A 16,443-nucleotide genomic window follows, 5' to 3' on the forward strand; every position below is an offset into this window, starting at 1 on the left:
TCCCGGCCGGCGCGTTCATGGGCGCCGGCGCCAGCGTTCCTTATCCGCCGATCCGCGGAAGGATCTGCGGCGCGCGCGCCGACAACAGCTCGGGCCCGTTCGCACGCAGCACGATATCTTCCTCGTGAACGAGGAAGCGTCCGGGCACGACCTCGGCCGACGGCTCGAGCGTCAGCACCATGTTCTGTCGCAACACGGTATCGTCGAGGGGTGAGAACGAGGGCCATTCGGTGAGGCTGATGCCAAGCCCGTGGCCAAGACGGCCGCGTGCCGGTTGCACGCCCCGCCGGAGCAGGTCGGCGGTCATGAACGCGTGCACATCGCTCGCGCGCATGCCCGGGCGCAGCGTTTCGAGCGCCGCCTCGGTGGTCAGCCAGAGCGCGTCCTGGGTCTTGCGGATCGCGTCCGTCACCGGTCCGATCGCGAAGTTCCGGTCGAAGTCGCAGAAATAGCCATCGCGCACGGCACCGGTATCCAGCATCAGCACGTCGTCCGTCGTCAGCGGCTCGGGCGATGCCGGCGAGATCACATCGGCGTAGCCCTGCCGGCCGGCGCCGCCGGCGAGATAGCCGACCCAGTCCGCGCCCTCCTCGAGCAGCGCGATCTGGAAGTCGCGGAACACGCTCTCAAGTGCACGTCCGGCCTGCGCGAACTCCGGGACCCGCGCGAACGCCCGATCCGCGATCTCGCAGACGGTCCGGAGCTTGTCGATTTCCGCCTCGGACTTGATCTCGCGCACGCGCCTGACCTCCGCCGTCGCATCGACGAAGCTGCGCGGCACGATGCGCTCGGCCACACGCGCGAAATCGGCCATCGGCATGCGCAGATGGGTCTCGGATCCCATCGGCACGCCGATCCTCGCCTGCGATCGCGACAGGCTGCAGATCACGTCGACCAGCAGCGTCACACCGTCATCGGCCGGGTCGGGCGCGTTCCAGGTGCGAATGTCGCCGATCCATGTGCGCGCCATCAGTTCGGCCCCGATCGCCGGGATCACGGCCACGGGCTCGCCCGCCTCCGGTACGACGACGAACCAGGGTCGGGTGGGGCTTTCCCAGAAACGGGTCAGAAAGCCCGTCGCGTAGAACACGTCCGCCGGCGTCGTGAGCAGCAGCGCGGCCAACCCTGTTTCCGCCATCTCCGTCTGCAGGCGCCTGATCCGGCCCCGATACTCGTCCGCGCCGAAGATCAGCGATCGTTCAGCCATCCTCGGCGCCTTCGCTGAGGATCGCGAGCACCCGGGCATCGGCCCCGGGGTCGAGGCCCGCAAGCAGCGCCGCGATCCCGGCTCCACCCGATGGCGTGGAGGCGAGATCGAGCTCTTCGAGGACAGCGACCGCCGCGTCCGCTTCGGCGTCGCTGATCGTCACGAACAGGTCGGCATCCCGCGACAGGCCGGCAAGGGCGATCAGCGATGGCTCCTTGCAGTCGAGCCGCCCCATGTTCGACACGGCGCCTTCGGTGATCACCGGAGCGCCGGCGGCAATGCTCGCAAACAGGGCAGGCGCAGCGTCCGGTTCGACGATGACGATCTGCGGATCATCGCCCCAGACCAGGCGTGTATGGGCTGCAACCGCGCCCGCCAACCCGCCGACGCCGGCCTGCAGCACGATGTGGGTCGGCGGCTGCGGCATCTGCTCGACGGCCTCGGCCGCCATCTGCAGATACCCCTCCATCACCCGGCGCGGCAACTCGAAATAGCCCGGCCAGGAACTGTCCGACAGGAGGGTCCAGCCATTGGCCTTGGCGGCGTCGGCGGCCGCCGCCATGCTCGCCTCGTAGTCCGCGCCCGAGCGCACGACCCGCGCGCCCTTCGCCTCAAGCCGCGCGGCAAAGGCGGACGGCACCGTTTCGGCCAGGTAGATGACGGCGACTGCGCCAAAAAGGCGGGCGCCGGCGGCCACCGAAAGGCCGTGATTGCCCGCGCTTGCGGCGACGTAGGTGCGACCCGTCAGAGCTTCGGACCAGGTGTCCTCCCGTACCGCCGCAGCGGCATCGCGCGCGACGGCGTGCGCCGCGCCGAGCGCCTTGAAGCTGCCAAGGCCCATGCGCCTGCGCTCGTCCTTGAGCCAGATTTCGCCGACACCTGCGCGCGCCGCCAGTTCAGGTGCGGCAAGCAGGGGCGTCGGCTGGTGAGCCGGGCAAAGCGCCAGAAGCCGGCCAACGCCTCCCGCATCGGGCAGGGGCAGCGGACAATCAAGATCGATGCCGCGCCCGCGCCACGGATTTCGTTGCACCGTCGGCACATTGCCTCCCTTGCCGCATGGCGATCAGAGCATCCCTTCACATCGATCACGTGTGGCGCCGCAATTGCAAGCCTGCACGGCCCCGATTGGCGCTTCTGATAAAGGACCGTTGCTCCCGCGCCGGAGGGCTACGATCGCGCCAGGACGAAATCGTGCTCGACCTCGAGGAACGGGCCGTCGAATCCGGCCTTGTCGATCCTGGCGGGGTCGTCGACCGGCTTGAACTCCGCCATCAGGCTCTGCTTGACGCCGAAGACGGCATCGGAGGCGATGTAGGGGTCGTCCGGATCGAAGATGTGGGTGGTCAGCGTCTCGTAGCCGTCGGCCGCGATGATGTAGTGCAGATGCGCCGGCCGGTAGGGATGGCGGCCGAGCGATGCCAGGAGCTTGCCGACCGGCCCGTCGTCGGGGATCGGATAGAACTTCGGCTTGACGCCCCGGAACCAGTATTCGCCCTCCTCGTTCGAGCGGAACACGCCGCGCAGGTTGAAGTCCGGCTGGATGCCCTTCTGCTGGACGTCGTAGAAGCCCTCGTCGTTCGCCTGCCAGACGTCGATCTTCGCGCCGGCGATGGGCTTGCCGTCTGTGTCGAGGATGCGGCCACGCACCAGCATCGGCTCGCCCTTCTGGTCGAGGCAGATGTTCGACCCGAGCGGCAGTTCGGGCGCGCCCTCCACGTGGAACGGCCCCAGCACCGTCGATTCCGATGCGCCGGACGGCTTGCGGTTGTTGATGGCGTCGACCAGCATCGACACGCCCAGAACATCCGACAGCAGGATGAACTCCTGCCGCCATTCGTTGCACATGTGGCCGGTGTCGGTGAGGAACATGATCGCCTTGAACCATTCCTCCTGGGTCGGTTCGATCTCCTTGACCGCTTCGTGCAGGTGACGGATCAGCACGTCCATGACCTGACGCAGCCGCGCATCCTCGGCGCCTGCGTTCCGCGCGATGACAACCTCGGCCGAATTCTCCTCGGTGAAGAAGCCGCTCTCGTTGTGGGCGTTCATGTCGTGTCCTTTCATTCGGCGGCCGCGGCGGCGCGCCGGTCCGGCTGCAGGATGGTCTCGAAGACGCGGCGCAGTTCCGCTTCGGGGTCGGCCGCCATGCCGGCGATGCGGTAGCAGACGTGCTGGTCGGGCCGGGTCATCACGGCGCCGGCGTCGCCGGTCTCGCGGATGCGTGCCCAGTCGCCCAGATGGTCCTGCACGGCCATCCTTGGCCCGATCACGTGCACGACGATCTCGACGCCGGCCTCGCGGGCGACCGTCGCGGCGGCCGTCGCCCATGCCTCGCCGCCGATCCCGGTGAAGATCGTCCAGCGGCCCTTGCCGCACAGATCCAGCGTCGACAGTTTCGATCCGTCCTCGCCGAACAGCCAGCAATGGGGAATGCGCGCCCCGGGCCACGTGGTCGGCTGGTAGTGGAGCTCGGGATCGACCGCGAAGCCCGGATCGGGGTGATCGTCCTTGACCACCGCGCCGCTGTCATAGCGATGGTTCATCTCCACGCCGTGGCAATCGAACTCGTACTTCTTGAACTCGATCGCCTTGCGCAGCGCCTCCCGCTGCGCTTCGGCATCGGCGTCCGAATTGCAGCGCTTGTCCATGTTCTGCTGCATCTTCACCGGATCGACGGTGCCGGTCATGCCGAGCGCCTCGAAGATCGGGCCGAACTCGGCGATCGACTGGTTGGCGCGGGTCACGATCTGCCGGGCGACCGGTGCGCGCTCCTGCGAATAGCTCTTCAGCAGTTCGGGGCCGGCCGCGCCCTTGAGCACGTGGGCGAGCTTCCAGGCCAGATTGTAGCCGTCCTGGATCGACGTGTTGGAGCCGAGCCCGTTGGAGGGCGGATGCCGGTGCGCAGCATCGCCCATGATGAAGACGCGGTCGGTCTGCATGTGCGTGGCGTACATGTTGTTGACGGTCCAGGTGTTGGCCGAGATGAGGTCGATCTCGAGGTCCGGATCGCCGACGAGCTGGCGGGCCACCTCGGTGGCGTAGGCCTCGTCGACTTCCGGTGCCGGCTCGTTGATGTCGTAGCCCCAGACGATCAGCCACTCGTTCCACGGCCGCACCATGCGCACCAGGCCCATGCCGATGCCGCCGACATTGGCGCCCGGCTGCATGACCCAGTAGAGCACCGACGGCCGGTGGGCGACGTGCCTTGAAAGGTCCGCCTTGAACAGGATGTTCATAGATCCGCCGACGCCCATCTGCCCCTCGAAGGGAAGTCCGGCATTTTCCGCCACGAGCGAGTTGCCGCCGTCGGCGCCCACCAGGAACCGCGACCGGATCGTGATGTCCCGGCCCGTCAGCCGGTCCCGGCAGGTGGTCAGCACGCCGTCGGCATCTTCCTCGTGCGACAGATATTCGGTCGACATCCGCGACTGGGTCCCGCGCGAGCAGGCGGTCTTGAACAGCAGCGGCTCCATGAAGGTCTGCGGCAGGTCATTCATCATGCACGGCGAGGCGATCTCGTGCTCGGCCTTGGAGGCGGGCGCGTTGCCCCAGCTCTGCATCCGGCCCAGTTCCTCGCCGGCGAGGCTCTCGCAGAACACGTTGTTGCCCATCAGGTCACGCTCGGTGGCGAACAGGTACGCCTCCTCCTCGACCTCGCGGCCGAGATCGCGCAGCACTTCCATCGTGCGCTGGTTGGTGATGTGGGCTCGCGGCGTGTTGGCGAGCCAGCGGTAGCGGTTGACGACCATGTTCTCGACCCCGTAGCTCGACAGCAGCGCTGCGGTCGCGCTGCCGGCGGGCCCGGTTCCGATGATGAGGACGTCGGTGGTGATGTCGGCCATGATCGCTTGTCTCCTCTGTCGACTTCACGCGCTTGCGGTCAGCGTTTGATCTCGAGCCTGCGCTGCGTGGGGAACAGCGCGATTCCGGTTCGTCGGGCGAAGAACCCCCACAGGCCCGTCGGCGCGAACAGCATGATGACGATGCCCAGGAGCCCCAGCACGATCAGGTAGACCGCGCCATAGTCGGCCAGCAGTTCCTGCAGGAAGAAGAAGACGAGCACGCCGACGATGGGGCCCTCGAGCGTGCCGATGCCGCCGATCACCACGATGAAGATCACGAAGGCGGTCCACTGCGTCACCGCAAAGGCGCTGTCTGGGCTGATGCGGCCGTTCTGAAGAAAGATCAGCCCGCCCGCGATGCCCGCGCCGAAGGCCGCCACGAGGAAGACGATCCACTTCATGCGCGCGGCGTCGACGCCCACGGACTTGGCGGCCTCGACATTGTCGCGCAGCGCCGCGAGCGCCAGGCCACGCCTTGTGCGCAGGAACCAGTAGATGCCGCCGATCGTGGCGGCCGCGAGCGCCAGAGCGAGCCAGTATGCCAGGATGTCGCGCGCGGCCGAGGCGCGGACGTCGAAAAGCGCCTCGATCCATTCGACGCCCCACATCTTGTCCCGCGCATCACGCGGCAGCGAGGTGCCCGTGCCGCCGCCCACCGCCTGCCATTGCGCAACGCTCAGGCGGACGACTTCGGCAACCACCCAGGTCCCGATCGCGAAATAGGCCCCGCTGAGACGGAACACGAAAAACGCCGTGGGGATGGCGAGAAGAAGCGCGAAGACGCCCGAAAGGAACAGCGCCGCGACCGGGTTGACGCCCCAAAGTATGGTCGCGCCGAACAGCATGTAGGCCCCGAAGCCCACGAACGCCTGCTGGCCGACGCTGACCAGGCCGCTATAGCCCGCAAGAAGGTTCCATAGTTGCGCAAGCGTCAGCATGGTCAGGATGAAGAAGAGGTCTTGGATCAGGCTGCGCGAGGCGAAGGCCGGCAGCACGATCGCAACGCCGAGGAGCGCTATGGCGGCAATGCCGCTGATCGTGGCAACCCGCGTGCGGGCGGAGACGGAATAGGTGGTAGCCATCAGTCGACCGCCCTTGGAAAGAGGCCGCGCGGCCGGATCAGCAACACGATCAGAAACGCGACATGGCCGGCAAGGATCTGCCATTCGGGGTTGATCGCGGCGCCCACGGTCTGCGCCACGCCGATGATGATGCCGCCCGCCAGCGTCCCCCACAGGGAGCCGAGGCCACCGATGATCACCGCCTCGAAGGCGTAGATCAGCCGTGCCGGGCCGACATAGGGGTCGAAGTTCGATCGTGTCCCCAGGTAGAGGGCCGCGATCGTCACCACGACCAGCGCCAGGCCCATCGCCGTGGCGAACACGCGGTCGGGCCGGATGCCCATCAGGCTGGCGGTGACCGGATCGTCCGAGGTCGCCCGGAACGCCCTTCCGATGGCGGTGCGATAGAAGATCTGGTTGAGCCCCACGATGACGACGATCGCCGAGGCGAAGGTCAGAAGCGGCAGCAGGCCCACCGTGACCGGGCCGATATCGACCGAGGCGGTCTCAAGGGCGCCCATGGAGATGCGCTGGCTGTCGGCCGAAAAGCCCTCGAGCAGGCTGTTCTGGATCACGACCGACAGGCCGAACGTCACAAGCAGCGGCGGAAGGATGTCCTCGCCGAGCGTCCGGTTCAGGACGGCCTTCTGCAGGACCCAGCCGAACACGAACATCACGGGAGCGGCGAACAGCGCCGCCACGAACGGATCGAGACCGAGCACCGAGACGATCACCAGGATCAGATAGGCGCCCATGACGATCAGGTCGCCATGGGCGAGGTTGACGAGCCGCATGATGCCGAAAACCAGGCTCAGCCCGGCGGCGAACAGGGCGTAGAGCCCGCCCAGCAGCACGCCTTGCACGATCGTGTCGATCCAGATCACGCCGTTCCTCCCTGCCGCTTGTGCGGGTTCATGCCGGCGCTCCGAAATAGGCCGCGTGGATGTCGTCGCGGCTGATCTGGTCGGGTCGCCCTTCCAGGGTGATCCGGCCTTCCATCATGCAATAGACCCGGTCGGCGACCTTGAGCGCTTGGCCGATGTCCTGCTCGACCACGATGACGCTGGTGCCCGCCTCCTTGATCTTCGGGAGCGCCGCATAGATGTCGCGGATCACGACCGGCGCGAGGCCGAGACTGATCTCGTCGCACAGAAGGATTTCGGGGTTCGACATGAGCGCCCGCCCGATGGCGACCATCTGCTGCTGGCCGCCCGAAAGCGCCGTACCGGGATTGTGCCGGCGTTCCTTCAGCACCGGAAAAAGGGTGTAGATCGCATCGAGCGACCACACGCCCGAGCCATCGTGCCCGGCCGCAAGCTCCATCGGATTGGGGCCGCCGGTGAACCGGCTGATGAACCCGTCGATCCGGTCGCCGAGGTCGCGCCCGCCCTTGTGCTGCCCGCCGATCAGCAAATTCTCCTCGACCGTCAACGACGGGAAAAGGCGGCGTCCCTCGGGCACCATGACGATGCCGCGCTTCATGATCGTATCGGGCATCAGGTGGCCGATGCTGACGCCCTTGTGGCAGATCTCGTCGGGAGCGCCCCGCAGCACACCGGTGATCGAGCGCATCAGCGTCGTCTTGCCGGCTCCGTTCGCGCCGATGATGGCGACGGTCTCGCCCTCTTCGAGCCGGACGTCGACGCCGAACAGCGCCTGGAAGTCACCGTAGCGGGCCGTCAGCCCTGTGGTCTCGAGCAGCGCCATCAGACCTCGATCCCCAGATAGATCTCCTTGACCTCGCGGCTGTCCATGATCTCGGCCGGGTCGCCCAGCCCGATCACCCGCCCGAAATCCAGAACGAGCAGGCGTTCGACGACGGCGGTGAGCGCGTGAAGGACATGCTCGATCCAGATGATCGTGACGCCGCCTGCATGCAGCGCGCGGATGGTCTCGATCAGCGCGGTGCATTCGGCGTCGGTCAGTCCGCCGGCGATTTCGTCCAGCAGCAGCAGCCGGGGCTGCGTCGCCATCGCCCGGGCGAGCTCCAGCCGCTTGCGCTGCAGCAGCGTCAGGCCGCCGGCCGGCCTGTTGGCCACCTCGATCAGTTCGGTCCGCTCGAGGATGCGGGCGACGTCGTCAACGACATCGCTCTCCGTCCGATCCTGCCCGTGGGTCGCGGCGACCAGCAGGTTCTCGAACACGGTCAGTCGGTTGAAAGGCTGCGGTATCTGGAACGACCGGCCCATGCCGGCCAGGCAGCGCTGCATCGGCGGGGTCCGGGTCACATCGCGCCCCAGATACTCGATGCGGCCCGCATCGGGTGCGAGATTGCCGGTGATCAGATTGAAGAGCGTCGACTTGCCGGCGCCGTTTGGCCCGATGATGCCAAGCGCCTGCCCCTCGGGCAGATCGAAGCTGATGGCGTCGGCGACCTTCAGGGCGCCGAAGCTCTTCGAAACATCGTGCAGCGAAAGAATGGCGCTCCTCCCCGGTTCCTCGCTTGAGGAAGGCGGCCCGGCATCATGGCCGGGCCGCCGCTTTCTGTCAGGCCAGCGGCTCCATGACGCCCTGGGTCGGGATGTCGGGCGCGGTCTTGTTGTCGACGACGACGAGGTCGAAGGCGCCATCGTCCTGGCGGCGCCACTGACCGCCCACCAGCGGTGTCTTGCAGACGTTCTGGGCGGCAAAGGGCGGCACGCCTTCGCCGTTCCAGGCAACGCGGCCGACGATCGTCTGAAGGTCGGTGGCGGCGATCGTCTCGGCCATCAGGTCCGGGTCGGTCGGATCATCCGCCCGCTTGATGACATCGGCCGCCATCTCGAACAGCGAATGCACGAAACCGATCGGCTGCGTCCAGGGGCGTCCGGTGGCCTCGGTGAAGGCCGCGGCGAGTTCGCCGCAGCCCTGACCGGTCAGCGAGGAGGTGAACGGGTGATTGGCCGACCACCACACTTCCGACGACAAGTTGTGGCCCGCTTCGCCGAGCGTCTCGACCGACTGCGGGAAGAGGATCGCCTTGGCGACGGTGATCGCCTTGGGCTCGAAACCCTGCTGGATCGCCTGGTTGCGGAACGTCGTGAAGTCGGGCGGAATGACGACGCCCGTGACGATCTCGCAGTTGGCCTGCCGGAACGCGTTGATCTGCGCGGAAAAGTCGTCGGTCAGGTTCTGGTAGCGGCCCGGATCGACGGTGGTGTATCCGGCCTGCGCAAAGCCCGGCGCGACGCCCACGTTCGGATCGCCCCAGGCATTGCCGTCCGCATCGTTCGGGAACAGGCCGCCCACCTGCTTGTTGGTGTCGAGCTGGTCCCACATGTTGGTGAAGACGGCAATGACGTCCTCGAGCCCCCAGAAATAGTGGAACGTGTAGTCGAAGGGCCGCCAGCTGTCGGGCGCGCCGGGATTGCCCTGCTGTCCGATGAACCATGGCTGCCAGGGCGCCTTGGTCGAGATCGTCGGGATGCCCTCGCTCTCGCAGACCGTCGAAACGGGGTTGGTCGTCTCCGGTGTGGAGGCGACCAGCATCAGATGGATCTCGTCGTCGATGATGAGTTCCTGCGCCACGTCCGCGGCGCGGTTGGGATTGGACTGGCTGTCCCGGACCAGCACCTCGACGTTCAGTCCCTGTTCGGCGGCGACCCGGTTGAACATCTCGATGGTGAACGCGTCCGCCTCGGCGAAGCCGGCAAGCGGCCCGGTCTGGGGACTGACATAGCCGATCCGGACCGTGGTTCCCTGTGCCAGCGCGGGCGCGGCGAGCCCGCCGGCGGACAGGACGAGGCCGCCGGCGGCGCCCGATTTCAGAAGTCTTCTTCGCGTGATCATTGTCTATTCCTCCCTTTTTCACTGCTCAGTCGGGCCGGCTGCCCTCCCAGGCAGCCTGTAGGAGCGCCCTGATATCGTTCTGGTCAAACGGGCGCGGGTTGGCATAGCTGTTCTCGACGGCGATCGCCGAAGCGCGATCGAGATCGTCCTCGCTCAGACCGAGATCGGACAGCCGCAGCGGCGCGCCGAGAGACCTGGCGAAGTCCCAAAGGCCACCGCCGACCGAACCGCCGAACATCTCCGCGATCGCGCCGAGCCGGTCGGTCGCCGCCGCGTTGAAGCCCGCCGTGTGCGGCAGGAGGATCGCGTGCGTTTCCGCATGGGGCGTCCCGAAGCTGCCGCCGAGCACGTGCGCCAGCTTGTGGTGCAGCGACATCGTGGTGTAGCCGAGCGCAAGCGAGCACAGCCACGCGCCGTAAAGGACCTTGGACCGCGCGTCCCGGTCGGTGGGCTCCTTCGAAACCGCCGGCAGACCGTCGCGGAAGGCGCCGATGCCGTCCACCGCCAGAAGGCTCGTGACCGGGTTGGCGTCCGGCGCGTAGAGCGCCTCGACCCCGTGCGCGATCGCGTTGAGCGCGGAGGTGACGGTCATCGCCGAGGGCAGCCCGAGCGTGAGGTCGACATCGTAGACGACCACCTCCGGACGGATCGAGGCGTCGCGCCGCGTTGTCTTCCGGCCGGCGTCGGTCTCGCCGAGAATGTCGGTCATCTCCGAACCCGCATAGGTGGTCGGAACGGCGATCTGGTCGGCGCCGGTGCGCGTGGCGATCGCCTTGCCAAGGCCGATCGTCGATCCGCCGCCAAGCGCGACCACGCAGTCCGCGCCGGACGTCCGATAGGCGTCGAGGGCCCGTTCGGTGACAGAGACCGGCGTGTGCATCGCCGCTTCGGTGAAGGTGCCGACGGCGCGTTCGCCAAGCGCGTCCGCAAGTTTGCCGGCTTGGTCCGACTGGTGCGGGGTCGACAGGACGAGCGCACGCGCCCGGCCAAGCTGACCGACCTCGTCGCCGACCTGGGCAAGCGTGCCCGCCCCGAACAGCACGCGCGTCGGCACGCCTGGAAACACAAAGCCGTCGAGAAGAGTGCTCATTGTGTCCGCTCCAGCGCGCGTCCCGAAGCCGCCACGGCCGCCAGAAGCCGCGAGAACGCCTCGCATTCCTCCGCATCGACTTCGTGACCGCGCCCGGGAATGATGTCGGCCCGCAGCCGGGCGCCCGATGCGGCGATATCGGCGAGCACACGCTGGAAGGCGGGCAGCGGAATCCACGGATCGTCATCGCCGCAACTGGCGTAGACGGGCATGCCGCCCAGCGCGGCGCGGGGCAGGTCGTCCTCCTCGCCGCCGACGCGGCATCCCGTCAGGATCGCCGCCGCGTCCGCCCGGCCGCCGCGCATCAGATATTCGACGGTCAGGCACGCACCCTGCGAAAAGCCGGCAAGCACGACCGGCATCCCTGGACAGTCCCGCCGCGCCCGCTCCATCTCGTCGGCGATGATGTCCAGCGCCTTGCTCACCTGCGCCGATGTCTGCCCATTGAGCGGATCGATTGCGCGCGCATCGTACCAAGCCTCACCCGGGGAGCGCGGCAGACGGAAGCTGACGCCGGCCGCATCGAGGCGCGGCAGGACGGTTTCCACCATCTGTTCGGGTGTCTGGCCGCGCCCGTGCACGAACACGCAGACCGTTCGTGCCTGATCGGCGGATGCCCCGTGATGGATGGCTTGCGACACCGGTTCGCTCCTCAGGCGTCCTGGAAGCTGGCGGGCTCGAGGCCGGCCTTCAGCTCTTCCTTGCGATCCTCGAACCATGGCGGGAAGACGAGCGTCGTGCCGATCGCGTCGGCCGGTTCGTCCTTGGCCCAGCCCTCTGGGACCGTCCACGCCAGCTCGAACAGCGCGCCGCCGGGCGAACGCACGTAGCAGGACTTGAAGTACATCCGGTCCTTCTGCTCGGAGATGTCGGTGAACCCGAGGCCCTCGATATGGGCGCGCAGCTTGAGCTGGCTTTCCTCGTCGCCGGTGTTGAGCGCGAAATGGTGGATGGTCCCGCCCGACAGGGTCCATGTGCCCTGCGGCTCGTCGCGCACCTCGGTGATCTCGACGACGCTCGTCGGCCCGTTCGGATTGGGGACTTCGTAGGCCATGCCGTCTTCATCGTCCGCCATCTTCCTGAGCGGCAGCGCGATGGTCAGGAAGTCGTCCATCGCATTGCGGTCCGTGACCGCCACGACGCCGCCATAGATGCCCTTGATGCCGTGCTCGGACGAGATCCCCTGGGCCTCGTTGGCGATCGGCGTGCGGTTGTCGCCGGGGTTCTCGACGAGCTGCATCTCGATGCCCGAGGGGTGGCGGAAATCGACCCGGTCGAGGCCGAAGCGGTTGGCCTTCCTCGCCTCTATCCCGCGCTCGTTCAGGCGGTCGATCCAGAACCCGGATGCGCCCACGGGGATTGCCTGCTGCACGATCTTGGACTGGTTCGTGCCGCGCCGGCCATAGATGCCGGGCTTGCGGAAGGGAAAGGTCGTGATGATCGTCGATTCGTCACCGTTTCTGGAGCCGTAATAGAGGTGGTAGACGGGCAGCACTCCGTCGAACAGCACGGTGCGCTTCACCGAGTAAAGACCGAGATCCTTGGTGAAGAAGTCGTAATCCTCCTGAGCGCCATCGGTGCTCATGGTCAGGTGGTGGTAGCCGCTGATTGCCGACATGGCGTTCGCCTCCCTCTCGTCTTGTCAGGTGTCTTCCCGCCCCGGCCGTGCCCGGGCGAGAATGAAACGGTGGCTCGCCTCGAAGCTCCCGTCCTTGCAGCGCGCAAAGCGGGTCACGAGCGCGGGGTGGACCGCAAAGAGCGGATCGGTCTCGATGGCCGGGTCCTCGCCGTCGAACACGTGCGTGGTCAGGGTCTGGAACCCCGGCGCGGAAATGCGGAAATGCAGGTGGGCAGGGCGGTTCGGACTGAGGCCGAGCCGCGCGAGCAGCGCGCCCACCGGGCCGTCATGCGGGATCGGATACCCGCCCGGTCGCACCGTGCGGACGACGACCCGGCCGTCCTCGCCGGCGCGATAGATGCCGCGCAGGTTCTGGTCGGGCTGAAGGTCGGGCGCCTGGTTCTCGTAGAGTCCGTCGCCGTTCGCCTGCCACACTTCGATCGCTGCCCCGGCGACGGGGTCGCCATCGAGATCGGTGACCTCGACGGTCAGGACCAGCGGGTCTCCGCGTCCATCGATCGAGATGCTCTCACCGTCGCCCTTGGCCGGCGCGTCGGTGCGGTAGAAGGGGCCGGCGGTCGTGTTGGGCGTCGCGCCGGCCGGCCGATGCGTGACCTGGGCCTCCACGAGGCTCGTGATGCCGAGCGTGTCGGCCAGAAGCACCCATTCCTGGCGCCGCGGATCGGATGCGTGGCCCACCTCGGTCAGAAAGCCGATCACCGCCCTCAGATCCTCGCGTCCGATGCCCTCTTCCTCGACAAGGCGTCCGACCACCTCGACCAGCCGGATCAGCCTTCTGGCGAGCAGGGGATCGGGGCCTCCGTTCACCCGTGCCGCGAACTGGTCGGCAAGGCGTCGCTCCGGCAAATGCGTGATCCGCGCTTCCATCGATCTCCTCCCGGCGACCACTATAGGCGGCACACAACGCTTGATTATTGTTTTGTTCGCCCGCAACATAACAATTTGTTATGAAGCTCGAAGAGAAGCACCTCGCACAGCTCGCCGCCGTGGTCGAGACGGGCAGCGTCACCGACGCCGCCGCGCGGCTCGGCCTGTCGCAGCCGGCCCTGTCGCGCACGCTCTCGGCGATGGAAAAGCGGCTGGGCGAGCCGATCTTTGAACCCGGCCGCCGGCCGCTTCGTCCGACAATCATCGGTCAGCAACTGGCCGAGCACGGCCGGATCATCCTTGAGGCATCGCGCAAGGCGTCCGAGACCGTCCAGCGCTTCCGGACCGGCTCGGTCGGCACCGTGCGCATCGCCGGCGTGCCGTTCTTCATGGATGCTTTCATCAGCCGTATGATCGGCGAGTTCCAGACGCAGCAGCCCGACATCCGGGTCGACCAGTCCTACGGAAACCTTCCCGAACTGCAGAGCGGGATTTCTTCCAACCAGCTCGATCTCGCCATCACGCCGCTCGGCATCGTCGACGCCTCGCTCGGTTTCGTCTTCACGCCGATCCTGCCGGGCCGCAACATCGTTGCCTGCCGCACCGGCCATCCGCTTTTGCAGAAGCGGCGCCTGACCACAAAGGACCTGATCGACTATCCGTGGATCGCACCGCTGCCGGGATCGCCGCTGCTTGCCGATCTGCATGCCATCTTGCTGTCGATCGGCATGTCGGAGATCAACGTGCGTTACTCGGGCGGCTCGCTCCTGTCGGTCTTCAACTATCTGGAGGAGACCGATGCCCTGACCGTCCTGCCCCACTCGGTGGTCTTCGCGCACCGCAAGGACAGGCGCATCACGGTTCTGCCGGTGGAAATCCCGCAGCCGGCGCGGACGCTCGGCATACTGCGGCTGGCGGACGGGCCGCGCCTGCCGGCCGCCGAGCGCCTGGCGCAGCACATCACCGACCGGTTCGACGATCTCAGGCAGCTGATCAAGCGGCACGAGAACTCGATCGTCTGGGGTATGAGCGGCGAGGGCGGAAGCGGCCGCTGACCGGCGGTCCGCCCCACGCAATGCCCGGCCAAATCACTCGCCGAGCGCGATGCCCTCGCGGCGCGGATCGGCCCCGCCGGACAGACCGTCCTCGCCGATCGCGATCGCCTGCAGGCCCGATGTCAGGGCGCGCGTGTTCACCTCGTAGCCGAGCGCCTGCAACGGCTCGCCCAGGTCGGTCGCGCGCGTTGCCTCCTCGAGATCGTAGGTTCCGAACCGGTTGACCAGGTGCGGCAGCGCGATCGCGGTCTGGATGTCCATGTCCCAGTCGACATGGGCGATGATCGTCTTGGCGACATAGCCGATGATGCGGCTGCCGCCGGGCGATCCGATCACGAGAACCGGCGCGCCGTCGGCCATCACGATGGTCGGAGACATGGACGAACGCGGACGCTTGCCCGGCTCGACCCGGTTGGCGATCGGCACGCCGTCACTGTGCGTGCGGAAGGAGAAGTCGGTCAGTTCGTTGTTGAGCAGGAACCCGCCCGGCGTCATCAGCCGCGAGCCGAACCCGTTCTCGATCGTCGTCGTCATCGACAGGGCGTTGCCGTCCGCATCGACGATCGAGATGTGGCTGGTGGACGGCAGTTCGAGCGACTGGTCGTCCGCCCACAGGCTCGCATGGCTCCAGCCGGGATTGCCGGGCGCGACCTCCGGCAGCGCATCGTCGCCGGACAGCAGCGTTGCGCGTTCGGACAGATAGTCCGGGTCGACGAGCCCTTCGGTCGGCATCGGCACGAAATCGCTGTCGGCCATGTACCGGCCGCGATCGGCGAACGCCAGCCGCGAGGCATCGCCGATGATGCGCCAGCTTTCGGGGCTGTCGGGGCCGAGATCGGCCAGATCGAAGGCATCCACCATGCCGAGGATCTGCCCGACCGTGAGCGCGCCGGACGATGGCGGCCCCATGCCGCAGACGTCAAGCGAACGGTAGGCCGCGCACACGGCGGGCCGTTCGATGACCCGGTAAAGGGCCAGATCCTCAAGGCTCAGCAGGCCCGGATTGCCGTCGGCCGAGCGCACCGTGTCGACGATCCCTTCGGCGATCGGTCCCTCATATAGTGCCGCCGCGCCCTGCTCGGCCATCGCCCGCAACGTGTCGGCGTAGGCCGGGTTCTGCAGCATGCTTCCCGCCGCGATCGGCTCGCCGCCGGGAAGGAAGTAGGCCGCCGTGCGGGGAAAGGCGCCGAGGCGCTCCTGATCATCGGCCACCGAGGTGGCAAGCCGCGGCGAGACCTCGAACCCCTCGTCGGCCAGCGTGATGGCCGGCTCCAGCAGGGCGCGCCAGTTCGTCCGGCCCCATCGCCTGTGAGCCTCCTCCATCAGGGCCGGCGTGCCGGGCGTTCCGACGGAAAGGCCGCCGACGACGGCGTCGAAGAACCCCAGCGGTTCGCCGTCCTCGTCCTGGAACAGGGTCGGCGTCGCCGCGAGCGGCGCGGTTTCGCGCCCGTCGAGCGTCGTCAGTTCCCCGGTTGCCGCGTCGTACCAGACCAGAAACGCTCCGCCGCCGAGCCCCGACGACTGCGGTTCCACAAGACCGAGCACCGCCTGGACGGCGACCATGGCGTCCGCGGCGCTGCCGCCGTCGCGCAGAACCGCCGCGCCGGCCTCGACCGCGAGCGGATTGGCCGCGCTGACCATCCAGTCATTCGCCGACACCGGCCGACCGGCCGCCTTTGCGTCCTGCGCCGCGCGCGCCTCGGCCGAAAGGCCGGAGATCATGCCGCCGCCGGCGGTCTCCGGCGCGACCGCGTCTGTCGACTGTTGCGCGAGCGCCGACGTCGTCAGCACCGCGATGGCGGCCATGGCCATGATTGCACGCATCATGTTTTCCTCCGGTTCGGCTGGAGCGTCCAGTGAACCAGAAAGATGCGTCCGCGTCTCGGAAAGAATTCGTCGCCGGTTGCCGGCCCC

General features: G+C 67.6%; 15 protein-coding genes. 1 reads left to right on the top strand and 14 read right to left on the bottom strand.

The window, feature by feature from the left end; translation table 11 throughout:
- Positions 1–40: 40 nt before the first annotated feature.
- From E0E05_RS05995 to E0E05_RS06055, 13 genes are all read right to left on the bottom strand, one after another.
- Positions 41–1,207, bottom strand: coding sequence for a M24 family metallopeptidase (locus tag E0E05_RS05995; RefSeq protein WP_131615889.1), 1,167 nt, complete (start codon positions 1,205–1,207; stop codon positions 41–43).
- Positions 1,200–2,237, bottom strand: a complete 1,038-nt coding sequence (locus E0E05_RS06000; protein ID WP_131615890.1) for a pyridoxal-phosphate dependent enzyme — start codon at positions 2,235–2,237, stop codon at positions 1,200–1,202. Before E0E05_RS06000 ends, E0E05_RS05995 begins: the two co-directional genes overlap by 8 nt.
- A gap of 137 nt (positions 2,238–2,374) precedes the next feature.
- On the bottom strand, positions 2,375–3,256 hold the full coding sequence (locus tag E0E05_RS06005) for an intradiol ring-cleavage dioxygenase (protein WP_131615891.1): 882 nt from the start codon (positions 3,254–3,256) through the stop codon (positions 2,375–2,377).
- Between the two features lie 11 nt (positions 3,257–3,267).
- Complete coding sequence (locus E0E05_RS06010; protein WP_131615892.1) at positions 3,268–5,049, bottom strand: FAD-dependent oxidoreductase; 1,782 nt, start codon at positions 5,047–5,049, stop codon at positions 3,268–3,270.
- 38 nt (positions 5,050–5,087) lie between these two features.
- Entirely contained in the window at positions 5,088–6,131 is a 1,044-nt protein-coding gene (locus E0E05_RS06015) for a branched-chain amino acid ABC transporter permease (protein ID WP_131615893.1), read from the bottom strand.
- A complete protein-coding gene (locus E0E05_RS06020; protein ID WP_131615894.1) occupies positions 6,131–6,994 on the bottom strand; it encodes a branched-chain amino acid ABC transporter permease in 864 nt (287 codons plus the stop codon). The genes E0E05_RS06015 and E0E05_RS06020 overlap by 1 nt, the downstream gene beginning before the upstream one ends.
- Before the next feature lie 28 nt (positions 6,995–7,022).
- A complete protein-coding gene (locus E0E05_RS06025; RefSeq protein WP_131615895.1) occupies positions 7,023–7,817 on the bottom strand; it encodes an ABC transporter ATP-binding protein in 795 nt (264 codons plus the stop codon).
- On the bottom strand, positions 7,817–8,680 hold the full coding sequence (locus E0E05_RS06030; RefSeq protein ID WP_131615896.1) for an ABC transporter ATP-binding protein: 864 nt from the start codon (positions 8,678–8,680) through the stop codon (positions 7,817–7,819). The genes E0E05_RS06025 and E0E05_RS06030 overlap by 1 nt, the downstream gene beginning before the upstream one ends.
- Positions 8,598–9,878 (bottom strand): ABC transporter substrate-binding protein, encoded by a 1,281-nt coding sequence (locus E0E05_RS06035; protein ID WP_131615897.1) that lies wholly within the window; start codon positions 9,876–9,878, stop codon positions 8,598–8,600. The genes E0E05_RS06030 and E0E05_RS06035 overlap by 83 nt, the downstream gene beginning before the upstream one ends.
- A 25-nt stretch (positions 9,879–9,903) precedes the next feature.
- Complete coding sequence (locus tag E0E05_RS06040; RefSeq protein WP_131615898.1) at positions 9,904–10,968, bottom strand: maleylacetate reductase; 1,065 nt, start codon at positions 10,966–10,968, stop codon at positions 9,904–9,906.
- The gene (locus E0E05_RS06045) at positions 10,965–11,609 is read right to left on the bottom strand and encodes an alpha/beta hydrolase (protein WP_158629287.1); all 645 of its coding nucleotides are present in this window, start codon (positions 11,607–11,609) and stop codon (positions 10,965–10,967) included. The genes E0E05_RS06040 and E0E05_RS06045 overlap by 4 nt, the downstream gene beginning before the upstream one ends.
- An 11-nt stretch (positions 11,610–11,620) precedes the next feature.
- Complete coding sequence (locus tag E0E05_RS06050) at positions 11,621–12,586, bottom strand: VOC family protein (RefSeq protein ID WP_131615900.1); 966 nt, start codon at positions 12,584–12,586, stop codon at positions 11,621–11,623.
- Positions 12,587–12,610: 24 nt separating this feature from the next.
- A complete protein-coding gene (locus E0E05_RS06055; RefSeq protein ID WP_131615901.1) occupies positions 12,611–13,474 on the bottom strand; it encodes a dioxygenase family protein in 864 nt (287 codons plus the stop codon).
- Between the two features lie 80 nt (positions 13,475–13,554).
- On the opposite strand from E0E05_RS06055, the gene E0E05_RS06060 reads away from it, so the two are divergent.
- Positions 13,555–14,529 (top strand): LysR family transcriptional regulator, encoded by a 975-nt coding sequence (locus E0E05_RS06060; protein ID WP_131615902.1) that lies wholly within the window; start codon positions 13,555–13,557, stop codon positions 14,527–14,529.
- A 33-nt stretch (positions 14,530–14,562) separates the two neighbouring features.
- Here the strand turns inward: E0E05_RS06060 and ggt are convergent, their stop codons facing one another.
- The gene (ggt, locus tag E0E05_RS06065) at positions 14,563–16,353 is read right to left on the bottom strand and encodes a gamma-glutamyltransferase (RefSeq protein ID WP_244598051.1); all 1,791 of its coding nucleotides are present in this window, start codon (positions 16,351–16,353) and stop codon (positions 14,563–14,565) included.
- Positions 16,354–16,443 lie beyond the last annotated feature (90 nt).

It is taken from the genome of Roseitalea porphyridii, assembly GCF_004331955.1.
GTDB classification, from domain to species: domain Bacteria; phylum Pseudomonadota; class Alphaproteobacteria; order Rhizobiales; family Rhizobiaceae; genus Roseitalea; species Roseitalea porphyridii.